At 61.6% G+C, this 15,099-nt stretch carries 14 protein-coding genes and 1 tRNA gene; 7 read left to right on the forward strand and 8 right to left on the reverse strand.

The annotated features are described in order from the left end of the window. Positions 1-17: 17 nt before the first annotated feature. From GQB03_RS07165 to GQB03_RS07195, 7 genes are all read right to left on the reverse strand, one after another. On the reverse strand, positions 18-1,073 hold the full coding sequence (locus GQB03_RS07165; RefSeq protein ID WP_159686648.1) for an NADH:ubiquinone reductase (Na(+)-transporting) subunit F: 1,056 nt from the start codon (positions 1,071-1,073) through the stop codon (positions 18-20). Between the two features lie 93 nt (positions 1,074-1,166). Then, positions 1,167-1,526, reverse strand: a complete 360-nt coding sequence (locus GQB03_RS07170) for a phenol hydroxylase subunit P4 (RefSeq protein ID WP_159686651.1) — start codon at positions 1,524-1,526, stop codon at positions 1,167-1,169. A gap of 162 nt (positions 1,527-1,688) precedes the next feature. Further along, positions 1,689-3,242: an aromatic/alkene/methane monooxygenase hydroxylase/oxygenase subunit alpha gene (locus GQB03_RS07175; RefSeq protein ID WP_159686654.1), complete on the reverse strand. Its 1,554-nt coding sequence runs from the start codon at positions 3,240-3,242 to the stop codon at positions 1,689-1,691. 19 nt (positions 3,243-3,261) lie between these two features. Then, positions 3,262-3,531, reverse strand: a complete 270-nt coding sequence (locus GQB03_RS07180; protein ID WP_159686656.1) for an MmoB/DmpM family protein — start codon at positions 3,529-3,531, stop codon at positions 3,262-3,264. A 10-nt stretch (positions 3,532-3,541) separates the two neighbouring features. Next, positions 3,542-4,537: an aromatic/alkene monooxygenase hydroxylase subunit beta gene (locus GQB03_RS07185; protein ID WP_159686658.1), complete on the reverse strand. Its 996-nt coding sequence runs from the start codon at positions 4,535-4,537 to the stop codon at positions 3,542-3,544. Between the two features lie 49 nt (positions 4,538-4,586). Further along, positions 4,587-4,838 (reverse strand): phenol hydroxylase subunit, encoded by a 252-nt coding sequence (locus tag GQB03_RS07190; RefSeq protein ID WP_200832145.1) that lies wholly within the window; start codon positions 4,836-4,838, stop codon positions 4,587-4,589. Between the two features lie 346 nt (positions 4,839-5,184). Further along, on the reverse strand, positions 5,185-5,559 hold the full coding sequence (locus GQB03_RS07195) for a 2Fe-2S iron-sulfur cluster-binding protein (RefSeq protein ID WP_327516629.1): 375 nt from the start codon (positions 5,557-5,559) through the stop codon (positions 5,185-5,187). 315 nt (positions 5,560-5,874) lie between these two features. On the opposite strand from GQB03_RS07195, the gene GQB03_RS07200 reads away from it, so the two are divergent. After that, the gene (locus tag GQB03_RS07200; protein WP_159686663.1) at positions 5,875-7,545 is read left to right on the forward strand and encodes a sigma-54-dependent Fis family transcriptional regulator; all 1,671 of its coding nucleotides are present in this window, start codon (positions 5,875-5,877) and stop codon (positions 7,543-7,545) included. A gap of 9 nt (positions 7,546-7,554) precedes the next feature. Here GQB03_RS07200 and GQB03_RS07205 read toward each other — a convergent pair whose 3' ends face one another. Then, positions 7,555-8,325, reverse strand: a complete 771-nt coding sequence (locus GQB03_RS07205) for an alpha/beta fold hydrolase (protein WP_159686666.1) — start codon at positions 8,323-8,325, stop codon at positions 7,555-7,557. A gap of 208 nt (positions 8,326-8,533) precedes the next feature. On the opposite strand from GQB03_RS07205, the gene GQB03_RS07210 reads away from it, so the two are divergent. From GQB03_RS07210 to GQB03_RS07235, 6 genes are all read left to right on the forward strand, one after another. Then, positions 8,534-8,610 (forward strand) — tRNA-Met (locus GQB03_RS07210). Between the two features lie 940 nt (positions 8,611-9,550). Further along, positions 9,551-10,279 carry a hypothetical protein gene (locus tag GQB03_RS07215; RefSeq protein WP_159686668.1) on the forward strand — a complete coding sequence of 243 codons (729 nt, stop codon included), beginning with the start codon at positions 9,551-9,553 and terminating at the stop codon, positions 10,277-10,279. Then, positions 10,263-11,633 carry a S1C family serine protease gene (locus GQB03_RS07220; RefSeq protein ID WP_159686671.1) on the forward strand — a complete coding sequence of 457 codons (1,371 nt, stop codon included), beginning with the start codon at positions 10,263-10,265 and terminating at the stop codon, positions 11,631-11,633. Before GQB03_RS07215 ends, GQB03_RS07220 begins: the two co-directional genes overlap by 17 nt. Further along, positions 11,630-12,601: an FHA domain-containing protein gene (locus tag GQB03_RS07225; protein ID WP_159686673.1), complete on the forward strand. Its 972-nt coding sequence runs from the start codon at positions 11,630-11,632 to the stop codon at positions 12,599-12,601. Before GQB03_RS07220 ends, GQB03_RS07225 begins: the two co-directional genes overlap by 4 nt. Before the next feature lie 78 nt (positions 12,602-12,679). Then, positions 12,680-13,411 carry a hypothetical protein gene (locus GQB03_RS07230; protein ID WP_159686676.1) on the forward strand — a complete coding sequence of 244 codons (732 nt, stop codon included), beginning with the start codon at positions 12,680-12,682 and terminating at the stop codon, positions 13,409-13,411. Positions 13,412-13,428: 17 nt separating this feature from the next. Then, entirely contained in the window at positions 13,429-14,955 is a 1,527-nt protein-coding gene (locus tag GQB03_RS07235) for a type IV secretory system conjugative DNA transfer family protein (protein WP_159686678.1), read from the forward strand. Positions 14,956-15,099: the final 144 nt, after the last annotated feature.

Genomic DNA, 15,099 nt, shown 5'->3' on the forward strand with positions numbered 1-15,099 from the left:
TTATTTTTCTCGAGATTTCAGATCCGCTTGAACAGGGGACTCCTCACCTGCTGAGCATCGGCCGCCGAAAAGAACTTCTCGGTGTAGATGTCGTTCTCGAACAGACGTCCCTGCATCAGCGCCGAAATGCAGGCGTCGATCATCACCGGCGGCCCGCACAGATAGGCCTTGTGGCCACGGAAATCACTCTCGAAATGCTGCTGGGCGGCTTCATGCACAAAGCCGCGCAGACCCGTCCAGTCACTGTCCGCCGGCTCGTCCGACAGTGCCGGAACATACGTGAAGTTGGCATGCTTTTCGGCCAGCGCCAGGAACTCGTCGTGGTAGTAGAGCTCCTCGCGCGTGCGCTGCCCATACACCAGCGTGATCGGCAGATCGCAACCTTCCGCGAGCAGGTCGAGGATCATGCTCTTCGGGCTGGACAAGCCCGAACCGCCAGCCATGAAGAGCAGCGGCACACCCGCCGACTTGCGCACGAAGAAGCGGCCGTACGGCCCGGAAATCGTCACGCGGTCGCCAACGGCGAGCCGCTCGTGGATATAGGTGGTTCCCAGCCCGCCGGGAACGATGCGCACGTTGAGTTCGACCTCGCGCCCGCTGCCGGGTACGTTCGCCAGCGAGAAGGCGCGGCTGCAGTGCTCGCCGGGAATGTTGAAGTTGATGTACTGCCCGGCCTGAAAGTGGATCGGCTCATCGAGTTCGATGAAGATCCCCTTGATGGTCGGGGTCAGATTCTCGATGCGGCTGATCGAACCCGGAAAATCGCGCACCGGAATCGTTTCAGCATCCGGGTCTTCCTCGATCTCGGCTTCGATGGTGACATCACTCTGCAGCGTCGCGCAGCAGGCGAGCGCTTTCATCTCGTCCCGCTCGAAATCCATCAAGGCAAAGCTCGACGCCTCTCCATGGTCGACTTCACCGTCGAGGACCTTGATCTTGCAGGTCGCGCACAAGCCGTGGCAGCAGGCGTGCGGCAGCCAGATCCCCGCCCGCAGAGCGGCGTCGAGAATGGTCTGGTCCTCTTCGACCTCGATGGTTTCGCCCAGGGGTTCGATCGTCAGTTCGTAACTCATGATTTCGCTCTCTCTATCGGCGCACGGCAAGGGCACGTCTCGTCACGGCTTCGGTTCGCCGCGATCTTCATCGCCACCCTTGCCGTCCTGGGTTCAGGAACAGGATCCGCCGATACCGGCAAGACCCGGCGTACGGAAGCGGATCGCATCCTTGTGCTTGAGCCCGTTGTCGGCCAGCGACTTGTCCATTTCGGGCGCCCAGGGTTTGCCCGACTTGAGCCACTCGACCGCATTCCAGTCGATCTTCGCGAAATCAGGGTGGTAGCCGAACGCGCCGGGCAGGACCTGCTCGACGACCGCGCGGAACGGCATCGTCGGTGGGAACGGAAATGCAAACGGCGCGCAGAACATCAGATGGTCTTCCCATCCGACGTAAAGCAACTGGGCACCATGGAAGTTCTCGAGCCTGTCGGCGGGCTCGAAGTCGTACTCTTTTACGGCAGCAACAGCCATGTCTAGTCTCCTTTGGAGAGAGGACATGCGGCCTGAGGGCGAGGCGCAAGACCTCGCGCCAACTCAACCCGCACATCCCTGGATCTTTGTCGATTCAATCTGGATCGCACTGCGACCGGACAGCACCGGGTCCGCCACAAGCGCGAACCCCGGCCCTCCCATTCACACGTTCTTCGTCGCCATGCCGCGCCATTCGTCGAAGTTCTTCTGATCTTCGGAGCCCTCGAAGTCGAGGTTGTCGCGGCCGGATTCGAGGTGGTAGTACTTGAGCACCGCTGCCAGCGGATCGAAGCCCTCCACGGTCGGATCCGTGCCTTCCGGGAAGCAGTTGCCCTGATAGATCTGATGCACCGGCAGCCACGACTGCACGTACTTCTCGGGCTCGTGCTCGAAGATCGCCTTGCAGTGATCCGAACAGAAGTGGTACTTGGAATCCTTGTAATCGACCTCGCGATAGCAGGTCTTGGTGGGATCGCCGGGCTCGGTGAAGATCATCGGGACCTGGCAGGTCTGGCACAACATCGGCAAGGTCTTGTTGTAGAAACGATTGCCCTTTGCGGCCTGCTCGCGCCAGTACTCCATGCGGGGACGGTAGTACTTGTCGTAGCTGTTCGGGTACTTGGCCGACAGCCATGCCATCTCGTCCTCGTCCGGCATCCAGGTATGGAAGTTCGCGGCTGCGGCGTAGTTGTAGAAGGTGCTCCAGGCCTGGTGCGACAGGTGGTCCTTCTCCAGGGCGATCTGCTCGGCGCACTTGGGCATGGTGATGCCGTAGCGGGCGAGATCCTTGAACAACGCACCACCGTTTTCCTCGAAATAGATCTCCCATGCTTCCTTCCAGCTCATCGTCCGCTTGGGCAGCATGTAGTCCATCATCATCGCCACGAGGGTCAGCACGCGGTAGCCGCGCCAGGTCCACTTGTCGATCCAGCGCTGCACGATCGGCAGGTTGTCCGGATCCTGTTCGAGGATGAACTTGATCACCTCGAGGCCCAGCGTCATGTGGCGGGCTTCATCGGACTGGGCCGAGAAGCCGAATGTCATGGTCCCCATGTCCCCGTTGTAGGCGGCACCGGAAACGAAGGGCACGAACAGCAGGTTGGTGAGTACGTACTCGAAGCTGAAACCGATCGACACCATGAACTCGAACGGGCCCGCGGTAATCGCATCATCGAAGAAGCTCTTGGGCACCGACAGGAACCACACCCGGTCGTGGGCATGGTGGAAATCATGCATGCCGTTGTAGTACTTGTTGTAGTTGGCGACGGCGTGCACCTGGGTCTGTGCATGACGGATCTCGTCGAGCGACTGCATCAGGCAAGCAACACGCGGCCCCGGGCCAGGAAACTGGCGGCCGGCGTGAGCAAAGCCGCGGTGCGCAACGTACTCGAGCGGGCTGATGCCGCTCACGAACAGCTTGACGGTGTTGATGTAGCGCGCATCGGTGACGTTGAGATGGCCGTTGTTCTGGTTGAACGCGTCGAGAACGGCGTACAGCTTGCGCTCCTTCTCGGACTGGTATTTCCAGTAGGCATCCATGGTCAGGCGGAACGGATCTTCCCACTTGTCCCAGTCGTGGATCTTGATGCCCTCATAGGTCATGTAGGGATAGATGTCTTCCATCTTCTGGTAAGACGGCACCCAGTCGAGACCTCGGGTCATGACCGCATAACGCTCTTTCAGCCCCAGTTTCTTCTTGGCAACTTGCATGTCCATGTCTTTGTCTCCTTGTCCTTCAGGCGTTCCAGTAGAGCGTCATCTCGTCGTCGGTCTGGTCGAGGTTGCCCGACATGGTGATCAGGTTGACCTGCAGCTCCTGCAGGTCGTAGGGGCGGCCAATCAGCTCCTCGACCGTCTCGCGGCGGATGACCAGTTTGCCTTCGGCATCGATCTTCACCATCGCGGGAGCCTCGTTCACGATCGCGGCCGGGTTGTCCTGCACGATCGCCTCGATGATCGGACGGGTGTCTTCGTTGGTTTGCAGCGCAATGAATACGGTTGACATCGAAATATCCTCAGAGGGGGACGCCGGCCTTGACCAGACGGGCATTGAACTGCTGGACGACTTCCGCAACCAGCTCGTCGGTGCGCTCGTTCAGGGCGATGCGTGCGACCGGCAGCAAGGTCGCCGCAGCGCGGTCTCGCCACTGGCTGACCCACTTGGCGAGGATTTCCTTGTTTTCAGCAGACTCGGCCGCAGCCGTCTTCATCGTCGCATCGGTCCACCGCTTGGTTTCGGCGAACCAGTCGGTCATGAACTGGGTGAGCATCGCGACCGGCGTACCCCCTTTGGCCGAGAGCACGTCATCGACGATCGTTTCGTAAACCAGCGGATAGAGCAGGCCATCCAGCGCCACGTTCTGCGCCACGAACAATTCCACGGGGTCCTTGAGCACCATGCAGTCCTCGACATAGCGCCGCAGACCTTGCCAAGTGTCAGCCGTCATCCACGAGTCCTTGGCCTCGTCGAGAACGTCGACACCGCCCAGCAACAAACCAACCCGGGTCAGGTACTGCGCAATACCAAGCTGATCCATCGCCTGGTAGATGCCCGGCTGCGAGAAAGCAGTGCCGTAGCTGTAGGCGCAAATGGACGCGTTGTTCATGTTCGAGCCCCACGCCACATGGCGCAGCGGCACCAGCAGTTCGAGCACCGTCGCGCGCACGTCGGCCGGCAGCGTCTCGGCCAAGCCGCGGTTCTCGACGAAATCGAAGTTGGCCTCGGCGGTATCCTGCTGTTTGGCGCGGGCCATCGTATAGGCGCCGTAGTAGAACTGGCGCGGATCCTTGAAGGCGTACCAGTCGGCCATCTTGATTGCCGTGCGCGACGCATCATAGATCTCGTGATCCGGGTCCCAAGTGGGCCGGTAATGGAAATTGACCGTCTGCTGCATGTCCAGCGTCCCTTCCTGGTAGCGGGTCGCCGGCTTGTCCGCGCCGAGGCGGCGGGCAATGTTGTCAAAGGTATGACGCAACGGTTTGATGGTTACCGTACGCAAGTCAATGTGCATCGATGTCCCCTCCTGTTATTGATCTCACCGCTGCCGATCGGCGCGGCGTTCAACGAAATCTCTGCTGGGTGGCGTCATGGAGCTTCCAGTCCCAATCACTGTCGGTGGTGCCATGCGCCTCCGCCCGCACGAAAATCACCTTGTTCTCCCGGCAGAAGTCCTCATAGGCATCGGCCGGCAACAACATCTCAACGTAGAGATCGGGATCGGCCAGCGAAAACTCGAACTCCACCATTCCATCCGCCCGCCGCTCAACGAGCCGCACGTACTTCTTGCTGAGATCGGGCGCTTTCTCCTTCATTGCCACGCATGTTCTCCAATTGATGAGCAGCAGGCCTGCCGACGTCTGGATACACTCAAGCGTCGTGCCAGTTTTCGTAAGGCTCTGTTTTTATAGAAGATGACGGACTTATCTCGAGAATTCAGCTTCCAACAGCGGGTCTTATCACTTCATCATTTGATCAAATCAATAAACCATTTGATCAAATGATCAAGATGGTTTATTACGACGCAACAATGACTTACGGAAGGAAATCAAAAAAATGGCCCGCCGAAGCGGGCCATGAACAAGCGCCGCAAAGGCGCCATGGGGAGAGTCTCTCGTCAGCGAAACCGTGACGGGCCGCACGCATACCGTGGTGACGAAGTCAGTCACGGACCTCACGTTTTCCGTCGTCCGACCCGTCTTTAGTCGCGCCCGGGCGGGTGCAAGGCGTGCCCGCGGTCAGCGCCCTGCCCATACAACCCAGGACCTCGACCGTCAGATCGCTTGCCGGAAACAGCTTGCACGCGAGCACGGTTCCCGCGCGCTCTTCTTCGGCGCTCACACAGGCGCGACTCATTCGCGTCGTTCTGTAGTGCCCCTCGCTGACATTTATCTTGCAGACGCCGCAACCACCTCCGCGGCAACCGACGGGAATTCCCTTGCGACCAAAAACCTCCATCGCGCGCAGAACGCTCTGCCCTTCAAGGCAGACGAAGCTTTCCCCGGTGTTTTGAATGTATATGGTGAACTTTTCCACCCTGTCTCCTCGCATCATCGCCACGCCACCGTGCGCAGCCCCAACCTGCGCCGAATGACGAATGGCGTTCTTTATAATCTCGAGATTTGATAGCATAGTCTGAAAAAAATCGACTGAGAACCCCCGGTCAGGCAGCTTGCCGCTTCAACGCTGGACAAATGGTCGCGGCGCGGCGGACATTGACGGATCATTGGACCAGCAGCAGGTCCGGCGGGGGTCATGCGGGAGGGCGCATATCTGCGACGCAAGAGCGCGGAGCGCCACGCTCCCCGTAACGAACGACATCGCCTCTCGAGAGGCCGAGCAGGAGGAGACGTGGCGGACATCAAGTACCCGGAGAACAATGACCTTCGGAGCCTGATCCGATTCTCATCGGATGACGGCCTTATCTGGCTCGACCAGAACCGGATGGTGCTCATGCATGCGGCTGCTCTGGGCGAACTCCGCAAGGAGCTAATCGAATCCATCGGTCACGAGCAGGCAAGGCGCATCCTCACCCGCGCGGGGTACGCGGCGGGCGTCCGGGACGCCGAGATCGCGCGCAAGGTGCGTGGCGAACGCAGTGCAATCGACGCCTTCGTGGTCGGCCCGCAACTCCACATGCTCGAAGGAAGCGTCAACGTTGAACCGGTTCGCCTCGAGATGGACGTCAAGACCGGTCATTTCGACGGTGAGTTCATATGGCGCAATTCCTGGGAAGCCGACGTTCACCTCCAGGAATTCGGCCACGCACGAGATCCGGTCTGCTGGATGCAGATCGGCTTCGCATCCGGTTACACGTCCGCGTTCATGGGGCGTTTCATCCTTTTCAAGGAAACCGAGTGCAGCGCAACCGGCACCAACAACTGCCGTATCGTCGGCAAACCGGTAGAAGACTGGCCCGATGCCGATGAATACCTCCCCTACTACCAGGAGGATTCGATCGTCGGGCGCATGCTCGAACTTCGCGAGCAGGTCGATACCCTTCGCTCGACGATCTGCGAACGCAAACGATCGCCCAGCCTGATCGGCGCTTCCACCGGCTTTCAGACCGCGTTCAGCCTCATCAGCAAGGCCGCCGGAACCAACGTCACCGTGCTGCTGCTAGGGCAGACCGGCGTCGGCAAGGAGCGCTTCGCCCGCACGCTGCACGAAATGAGCCCGCGCGCCGAAGCACCTTTCGTGGCGGTCAATTGCGCGGCCCTTCCGCATGATCTCATCGAGTCGGAGCTCTTCGGCGTCGAAAAAGGCGCGTTCACCGGTGCCCACGCCTCGCGGATGGGTAAGTTCGAGCGTGCCGACGGCGGCACGCTCTTCCTCGACGAGATCGGCGAACTGCCGCTTGCAGCACAGGCAAAACTACTCCGCGTCCTGCAGGAGGGCGAAATCGAACGGCTCGGTGACGAGCGGGTGCGCAAGGTCAACGTCCGCCTGGTCGCCGCCACCAACGTCGACCTGCAGGACGCGGTCAAGCACGGGCGTTTCCGCAGCGATCTCTACTACCGGTTGAACGTATATCCGGTCACGATCCCCTCACTCCGCGAAAGGACGTCCGACATTCCGCTGCTGGTCGAGGCGATGGTGGCGCGCTTCTGCGCGATGCACGAGAAGAAGCTGCTCGGCGTCACCGACAAGGCGATGCGCATGCTCAAGGCCTACAGCTGGCCCGGAAACATCCGCGAGCTCGAGAACATCATTGAACGTGGCGTAATTCTCACGCCTCAGCATGACTGGATCCAGGCGGAACACCTTTTCGTCGATGGCAGCGTGGAGGAAAACAGGCCCGATGGCATCAGCGAAGCCGGCACGCTGGAAGCCGACGGGCCTGCGCCCCTTGGCGCACGCGCGCTGTGCGAATCCATTCTCGAAAGCGCCGGGTCACTCGATCAGGTGGAGCGTCTGTTACTGGAATACGCGGTGGAGCGCTCCGCGGGCAACCTGTCTGGCGCCGCCCGCCTGCTCGGCATCACCCGTCCGCAGCTGTCCTACAGACTGAAAAAGACCTGAGCACGCGATTCAGCCCAGAACCCGCCCGACAAATCCCTGAACCGCGTCGATCACGGCATCGGGCTGGTCCTTGTGGGGCGAATGCCGGCAGTCGGCAAGCTTGCACAGTTCCACGTCCGGCGCACCGCTCGCGATGAGTTCGATCTGTGCCATCGTCGCGTACTCGTCGTCCTCACCCTGTATCGCCAGTACCGGGCAACGAATCTCCGGCAGTACTTCTTCAATGTTCCAGTCTCGAAACGCGGGACTGAGCCAGATATCCGTCCAGGCCCTGAACACCACATCGGGGCTGAGATGATAGCGCCCGAGCTTGCCGGCCATGTCGCTGCGCTGGTACTGCGCCTTGGTTTCCCTCACGCCCACCACGGTCACGTCCTCGACCAGAACATGTGGCGCCATCGCCACGACCGCAACCGGATCCAGATCAGTCAGCGCCGCACTCAACAGCGCGATCGACCCACCGTCGGAGTGGCCGAAGAGGATCGACTTCCCGACCCCGAGTTCCCGAAGCAACGCCGGCAGTTCGCGCACGGCTTCGAGGTGCAGGTAATCCGGTTTGCGAGGCGCACGAAACGGCCCGCTTCCTCCATAACCGATCCGCGAATACACCAGCGCGGCACAACCCGTCGCATCGGCTACCCGCTGCGGGAAATCGCGCCACATGGCAACGCAGCCCAGGCCTTCATGCAGGAACACCATCGTCGGCGCGTCCTCTATAGGATGCGCTGAAACCAGTCGGGAATACTCCACATCGACCCCATTCACACTGACCTTTTTCATCCCCGCTCATCTCCCTGCCATTCGATTCTGCGGCGGATCGTGCGACCACCGCGGCGGGCAGATCTTACCGGCTCGGGCCCGCCGACGCAGCATGGCAAAACCGCGGGTGCCATCCCGACGGTCACGATGACGCAGCCGGGCATGATCGTCGCGTTGAAATAAAACTTGACTCCAAGCCATTCGGCTACTATAGTTTTGCTTCTCCAGACGCGGGGTGGAGCAGTCTGGCAGCTCGTCGGGCTCATAACCCGAAGGTCGCAGGTTCAAATCCTGCCCCCGCAACCAGTACTCAAGCATTAAGGCCAGTTCTTCGGAACTGGCCTTAATGCTTTTTAGCGGCCTGTTGCCGCTATGTAGCCAAATTCACGCGATTCAGGGCTCCGCCCCCCCCCCTGGGCAAGCGCTTTTGCCCATCCCGCCCACCACGCCCCCCCAAACCACTTACTCGACAGCACGGGACCTGTGCTTCAGTTCGTGACTCTGGCCATCTGCCAACCTTTTCCACACCCTTGTCCCGACACCGCCCCGAGAAGCCACCCCGCCACCTCTCGCAGAATTCTTTGCTTCATCCACCCGGCGGCTTGGCGGCTTGGCGGCTTGGCGGCTTGCTTGGCATCAGGTGAATTCATCCGATGCCAAGCGGCGGACTCACCCGGGCCCAAATAGCACGAAACGTTATGCGGCCGCCGCTCATTACGGTCTGCGCGCCAAGTCCAGCGGGCGCAGACCCTTCAAGCGTACCTCGCAATGCGCCCAGTGAAGACAAGTCAACGCGGCATCACCGCCAAGCACGCGTCCATTTCACCTTAGAGCACTCCCGCAACCGCCCCGTTGATCACAACAAGCGAAACATCAATCTCGCCTGAGCGCATGGCTCAGCCTCCCCATCGAATCGAAGGTCAATCTGCACAACCAACCCACCACCACGATCACCTTCGCCTTCAAACCCTCCAAGGCATTTTCGATCTTTTCAGCACAACCAATACATGCTCACGTCCATTACGACGGACACACCCCCGCGAGCACGCCGGCCAGTCCACCGCAAAGCTCGCATCGCGTCTCGTGACCGAATGGCTCGAAGCAAATCAACCGCCGCGGGACCCCGCTGAACGCCAAACGATGCGGGCCCCATCTCCTTAGCAGGCGCGACTTCAGCATTGACAAATATGGGACATTTTTGGGACCATCCCAGTCACGCGATCTGACATATGAAACACCCTCCTCCATGGCAACATACGAAAGACGTCGCAATTCGTCCGGCGAGATCATCGCAATCAGAGTCAAGATCCGGCGCGTCGGCTCACCGCATATCTCCAGGACCTTCCTCGTTGAAGGGCGCACCAATGCGAGCATTGAACGCACCGAGCGCTCCGCAAGGCTCTGGGCCAAAGCGATGGAAAAGGAACTTGAGCAAATCCCGGGCAGTAGCACGCCCGCACCGCCAAGCCAGGTTCATGGCATGCAAGCAAAGGGCAGTCTCTCCACCGCCTGGTTGAGCGCAGTGCGCGCGGGATACCCAGGCGTCACCCACCAATCCGTACATTCCCCCGGACAACAGGCGGCCGGCCCCCTTCAGCTCGAACCCGCATTTGAAAACGCCGCCACACCCCTCGACAAGGCACTCGTTGCCTTCTGCATGGACTCTGATCTCAGTCTTGACGAGATATCCCGGCTGCGCTGGCAGCACTTGCAGTTAGCTAATTACACGGCATTCGTGAGCAACGAAGGCGGAATGATTTCCCGCACCTCGACGCTCACAAAGCGGATCGTCAGCACGCTGCTTTCGATCAACGCGCGCAAGTACGGTCCGATCTTCGGAATGTCGTCGGCCGAGCTGGCCCGTCGACTCGACTCCGTGTGCGCAAACCCATCTGCGGTGTCGGGCGGGCCACCTTCCGCCGACAAAGAGGCAGCCGCTTCAGGCAGGAAGCGACAAAATGCTCCGAAGCTCTGACTCTGCGGCACAGGTCCGCATGCTCGTCGGCATGGCGCGTCTCGCCGTGGCCGCCTTCGTCGCGGTCGGAATGGCATTCGGTGCAGATCGCACTACGGCAGGCGAGCAGGCTGGACTTGCAGCGAGCGTGTTCAAGAAGGTGGCTCCCGCCATCGTTACGCTGCACACGCGCCTGAAAGATTCGCCGCACGATCACGCGTCCGGATCGGGCTTCCTGATCTCTCGTGGCGGTCGGGCGATGACGAACTTCCACGTGGTTGCAGACTTCGCCCTCGAACCCAGGAAATTCACGCTGGCTTACGAGTTCTCGAACGGACGCGCAGGGACAGCGCATATCGTCGCGATAGACGTATTGAACGACCTCGCAATCGTCCAACTCGACGCCAACGACCCGCACGTTTTTTCGACGATTCGGCCACTTTCCCTCCTTCCGCAGACCGCCCAAACCAACCGCGGTGATGCCGTCTTCGCCATCGGAAACCCCCGAGCGCTTGGCATCACTGTAAGCGGTGGCACATACAGCGGGGAGCTTGAAGGCACGTTCGGCAGCCGGATTCACTTCACCGGCGCGATCAACCCCGGCATGAGCGGAGGCCCGGCAGTGAACGCGGGGGGCCAGGTTGTCGGTATCAATGTAGCGCGCTCAACGGGCGATGAGGCACTCGGCTTCCTCGTCCCGTCAAGCCCCGCCCATGCACTCGTCAGCGCCTCTCAAAGCGGCGATCCGCGTCTTGAGGCAAACATCCGCGATGTCATCACCGAGCAACTGGAGCAGCGTCAGGCACAACTGTTCGCCATCGCCGCAGACTCGCAGTCCGAGGGTCAGCCACTTGGCCCCTACATCGCCCCAACCCCGCTTCCACGACACACCGAGTGCAATTCCGGCAGCAACGACCAGCAGGCCAACGCACCAGCCAGTCGCGCAATTGCACTGACGTGCCGACTCAAGACATCGGTCGAAGCAATCCCCGGGATACGAACAGCCCACGTCTGGTTCAGGCATGTCGTCCTCTCGTCCCGTAGCGCAGGCACGCTCAACGCGTTTCAACTCGCCTCGATGGCTGCGCCGGCCTTCCGGCAGAACCTGAGCTCAGCGATCAGCAAATCAATGGCGCGCCAGCAATGCGCCGATCAGTTCACCACGGCAGGTGCCAATGCGGAACTCCGAATCCGCCTGGTGTGGTGCGCACAAGCCTATCGGGACTTCCCGGGCCTCTACGACGTTCAGATTGCCATCGCAGCGCAGGACGAAGGCGATGTGCTGTTCATTTCCAGAGTCGGCCTCGAAGGCGTGTCCTGGACAAACGCGGTCGACTTCACCGGCCAGTTCCTGAAAGGGATCCGGCATTCATGAGCATCTGGATCGAAGAACTCTCGTGGAATCACCGGATCGCCCGGCGATCCCGCTTCGAGGCTTGCCCCGTCAAGATCGGACGCGGCTACGGCAACCATCTGTTCATCGACGACCCGCACGTCACTCAGAATCACCTCTTGGTGAGCCTGGGCCCCGATGCTGGCCTGCAACTCTCGTCTCCGGACGATGCCGCGTTTAAGGTCGATGGCCGACGCATCTGCCACGAAGCATCGTCCATCCACGCCAACTCCGCGGTGCAGATCGGCAAGACCCGTCTCCGTATTCGAACCGAACACGACCCCGCAGCGCCACCGCCCTCTGCTCGCAAGCACACCGAAGCGTGGCGGCAAGCCTGCAGGAGCATGCTCGCCAGTGCGCCGCTCCTCGTTGGCATGAGCATTTCCGTGTGGGGCAAATGGGCCTCGAGCTGGCAAGGCTATCCCATCTGGCACCACTTGCCCGACACACTGACGGTGTTGTTTGCGGCGGTGCCCTGGATCTCGATCTGGGCGCTTGCATCCTTGCTGCTGAATGGCGTCCCATCCATTCTCCGTCACATGCTCATCGCCGGCTCGGGATACACCGGCTTGCAGAGCATCGGGATCCTGCTCCCCATCGTGTTCACCGCGGTCGGCCTGCAGACGGGCGAAGGCACCCGGATGCTGTTGGCAGCCGTGGCATGGGGCGTCACGATCCTCGGCCATCTGCTCGTCGTGGCGCGCGGCAGAGCCTTGTCTCCAGCGCTCGCTTCGGGACTCCTGTTGCTGGTGATCGCCACGGGCGCCAGCTGGTACGGCACCCGACAAACCGATGCGCGCCAAGGCAGGCCTGCCGTTGATCCACTCATTCCACCATCGCTTCATGTGGGCGCCATCGTCAGCCAGGAGGCGCTGCGCCAACGCCTCACCATCATGGAAGCGCAGGTACAAGCGGCACGCAGCGAGCCGGTTCCCTTGTCCGCGCGCTAGCACGCACAAATCAGTGTCGATATTCTTATGGTATTGCAGCACAGCATTTTTTCCACTGACCTCTCCAGAGCCACCAACATGACAAAGCGATCTCCCGTCGTACCTCAGGACGCCGAGCCTGGCTGGCCCATCCGGCCGCTCATTCCAGGCAGCTGGCGTACCTTGTCACTCGCCGATACCTGTGCCGTCGTTGGGCGCCTGACAAGCTTCGAGGCCGAAAACGGTATCTCGCCCCTTACAGCCAGCCGGGTCATGTTCCAGCGGGGGCGCATACTCGCGCTCAGCGCCCTTCCCGGCTGGGCCCTGATCGAGCTCGAGGCAGTGCTGGGGAGTGACGAAACCGGCTACCAGGCCTTGCTACTCGGGCCGGGAGAGCGACTTCTGGTGATCGACTGGACGTCCAGGCCGGTTCATCAGGCGGCCGCGGCCGCATTGACGTGGCCTCCGAACGACACCCAGGTCGCCGAATACTGCTACCTGTTCTGCAACGCCATGGCGGGAGACGGCGAACGATTCCGGGTCGTCGGATCGCTCGAGGAGGTCGATCTCCCCGCGAGCAAGCGTTCCAGACTCTTCAAGGATTTCAACAAGGGCATCTCGCCCTTCCGGATCAAACGGGACAAGCAGCAAGTCAGCGCCAGCGTCACCATGGTCTACCGCGGCGACCTCTTCCGCGCCGAGTTGCAGCTGCTCCCGTCGGGCCATGTCGAGATGAATGGCGACACCCCGATCTGCCCTGCCTACGTCTGCCGCGAAGAACTGCACGGCAGCTTCCGAGTAATCCACGCCGAACCGTACGCGCACTCCTGAGGGGGAAGAAACCGGCCATGGCACTTCGCACACCCAGCATCAACCTCTCGGCGCTCAAGCTGCCCGAGACCCTGCCGAACCCCGGACTCCTGGTCGGATGGTCGCTCGAGCACGAACACCCGCACCGGGCCATCGGTTTCCATTACGGCGAGCCCGAAAAATCGCCCAAGACCGGCTACGTCGACCCGATCCAGCTATCGCGCGAGGGGCACCTCATCACCCTCGCTCCGACGGGCGCCGGCAAGGGCGTCGGCTGCATCATCCCGGCCCTCCTTCTTCATGACGGCCCCGTCATCGTCATCGACCCCAAGGGCGAGAACGTCGCGGTCACGGCCAGGCGGCGCCGCGAGATGGGGCACGAGGTCATCGTCATCGACCCGATGGGCATCACCGGTTTCGAATCCGCCAGTCTCAACCCGCTCGACCTCGTGGACGTCGAATCGCCCATGGCCATCGACGACGTCGCAGCCATCGTCGAGACGCTCTGGCACAGCCATGGCACAGCGCCCCGCGATCAGTTCTGGGTCGGCCGGGCGAAGCACCTCGTCACCGCGCTGGTGCTGCACACACTGATCGTCGAGCCCCCGGAGCGGCGCAACTTCGATACCGTTCGAGCCCTCATCGCCCAGACCGTCACCGCCGGCAACCCGCAGCCCGGCAACGGCCACAGCGGCCTCCTGCAGATACTCGCCGAAAGCCTCCACCCCGAAGTCCGGCGCATCGCCGGCAGCATTCTGGTGCCGGCGCGGGAAACCTTCGGCAGCATCGCATCGTTTGCGCAGGAACTCACCGACTTCCTGCGCGGCCCGGTCCTCGCGCAAGCCACCGGCAGCACCAGCTTCTCGCTCGACGCGGTCACCCGTGGCGACCCGCTCTCCATCTACCTCGTCCTGCCGCCCCACATGCTCGAATCCCACGGCCGCGTGCTGCGCCTGTGGATTTCGACCTTGATCGGCGCAGTCACGCGCCGGCGGCGCAAACCGGAGCGATCCACGCTGTTCATCCTTGACGAAGCGGCCCAACTCGGCGCCTTGCCGCAACTGCGGCAGGCCATCACCCTGCTGCGTGGCTACGGGCTCCAGACCTGGAGCTTCTGGCAGGACAAGAGCCAGCTGCAAATGCTCTATCCCCACGACTGGAAGACCATGGTCAACAACTGTCGCGTCCTGCAGTGCTTCGGTGCACTCAACATGAACGCCTCACGCGATATCGCAGAAATGACCGGCTTCGACACCCCCGAAGCCGTCCTCGACCTGCGCGAGGATGAAATGGTGCTGCAGCTCGCCGGCGACGACGCGGTGGTCGCACGTGTCCCGAACTACCTCAAGGACGAACCCTTCATCGGTCTCTACGACGAAAACCCCTATTACAGCGACCACGGCAGTGTCATGCCGCGGCCACACCCGATGGGAAAATATTTCAGCCGCGGCCAGAGCTGGGCAGAGAAGACAAACGGAAAGGAAGGCACAGCACACCCGCTGCCCGACACCGGCCCCGATGCGCTGCTCAACCGCCTGCTGGCGCGCGAAGCGCGCAAACGCTAACGCATCGGCCAATGACCGCGACCGGCTGGAGAGACGGATGAGCACATCCAAAGCAGACCACCCGCTGCAGCTGGAGCCCATCCCCTTCCCCGTTGCCCACCCGCTCTACTGGGCGGGCCCCACGGAAGACGCACTCAAGGTCGG

Source organism: Cognatazoarcus halotolerans, assembly GCF_009800965.1.
GTDB lineage: Bacteria > Pseudomonadota > Gammaproteobacteria > Burkholderiales > Rhodocyclaceae > Cognatazoarcus > Cognatazoarcus halotolerans.

Excerpts from the sequence above, each read along its gene's own strand:
- GQB03_RS07215 (WP_159686668.1), top strand. The coding sequence starts at position 9,551 with ATGGCAACATACGAAAGACGTCGCAATTCGTCCGGCGAGATCATCGCA.
- GQB03_RS07180 (WP_159686656.1), bottom strand. The coding sequence starts at position 3,531 with ATGTCAACCGTATTCATTGCGCTGCAAACCAACGAAGACACCCGTCCG.
- GQB03_RS07170 (WP_159686651.1), bottom strand. The coding sequence starts at position 1,526 with ATGGCTGTTGCTGCCGTAAAAGAGTACGACTTCGAGCCCGCCGACAGG.
- GQB03_RS07220 (WP_159686671.1), top strand. The coding sequence starts at position 10,263 with ATGCTCCGAAGCTCTGACTCTGCGGCACAGGTCCGCATGCTCGTCGGC.
- GQB03_RS07230 (WP_159686676.1), top strand. The coding sequence starts at position 12,680 with ATGACAAAGCGATCTCCCGTCGTACCTCAGGACGCCGAGCCTGGCTGG.
- GQB03_RS07175 (WP_159686654.1), bottom strand. The coding sequence starts at position 3,242 with ATGGACATGCAAGTTGCCAAGAAGAAACTGGGGCTGAAAGAGCGTTAT.
- GQB03_RS07185 (WP_159686658.1), bottom strand. The coding sequence starts at position 4,537 with ATGCACATTGACTTGCGTACGGTAACCATCAAACCGTTGCGTCATACC.
- GQB03_RS07235 (WP_159686678.1), top strand. The coding sequence starts at position 13,429 with ATGGCACTTCGCACACCCAGCATCAACCTCTCGGCGCTCAAGCTGCCC.
- GQB03_RS07205 (WP_159686666.1), bottom strand. The coding sequence starts at position 8,325 with ATGAAAAAGGTCAGTGTGAATGGGGTCGATGTGGAGTATTCCCGACTG.
- GQB03_RS07225 (WP_159686673.1), top strand. The coding sequence starts at position 11,630 with ATGAGCATCTGGATCGAAGAACTCTCGTGGAATCACCGGATCGCCCGG.
- GQB03_RS07190 (WP_200832145.1), bottom strand. The coding sequence starts at position 4,838 with ATGAAGGAGAAAGCGCCCGATCTCAGCAAGAAGTACGTGCGGCTCGTT.
- GQB03_RS07165 (WP_159686648.1), bottom strand. The coding sequence starts at position 1,073 with ATGAGTTACGAACTGACGATCGAACCCCTGGGCGAAACCATCGAGGTC.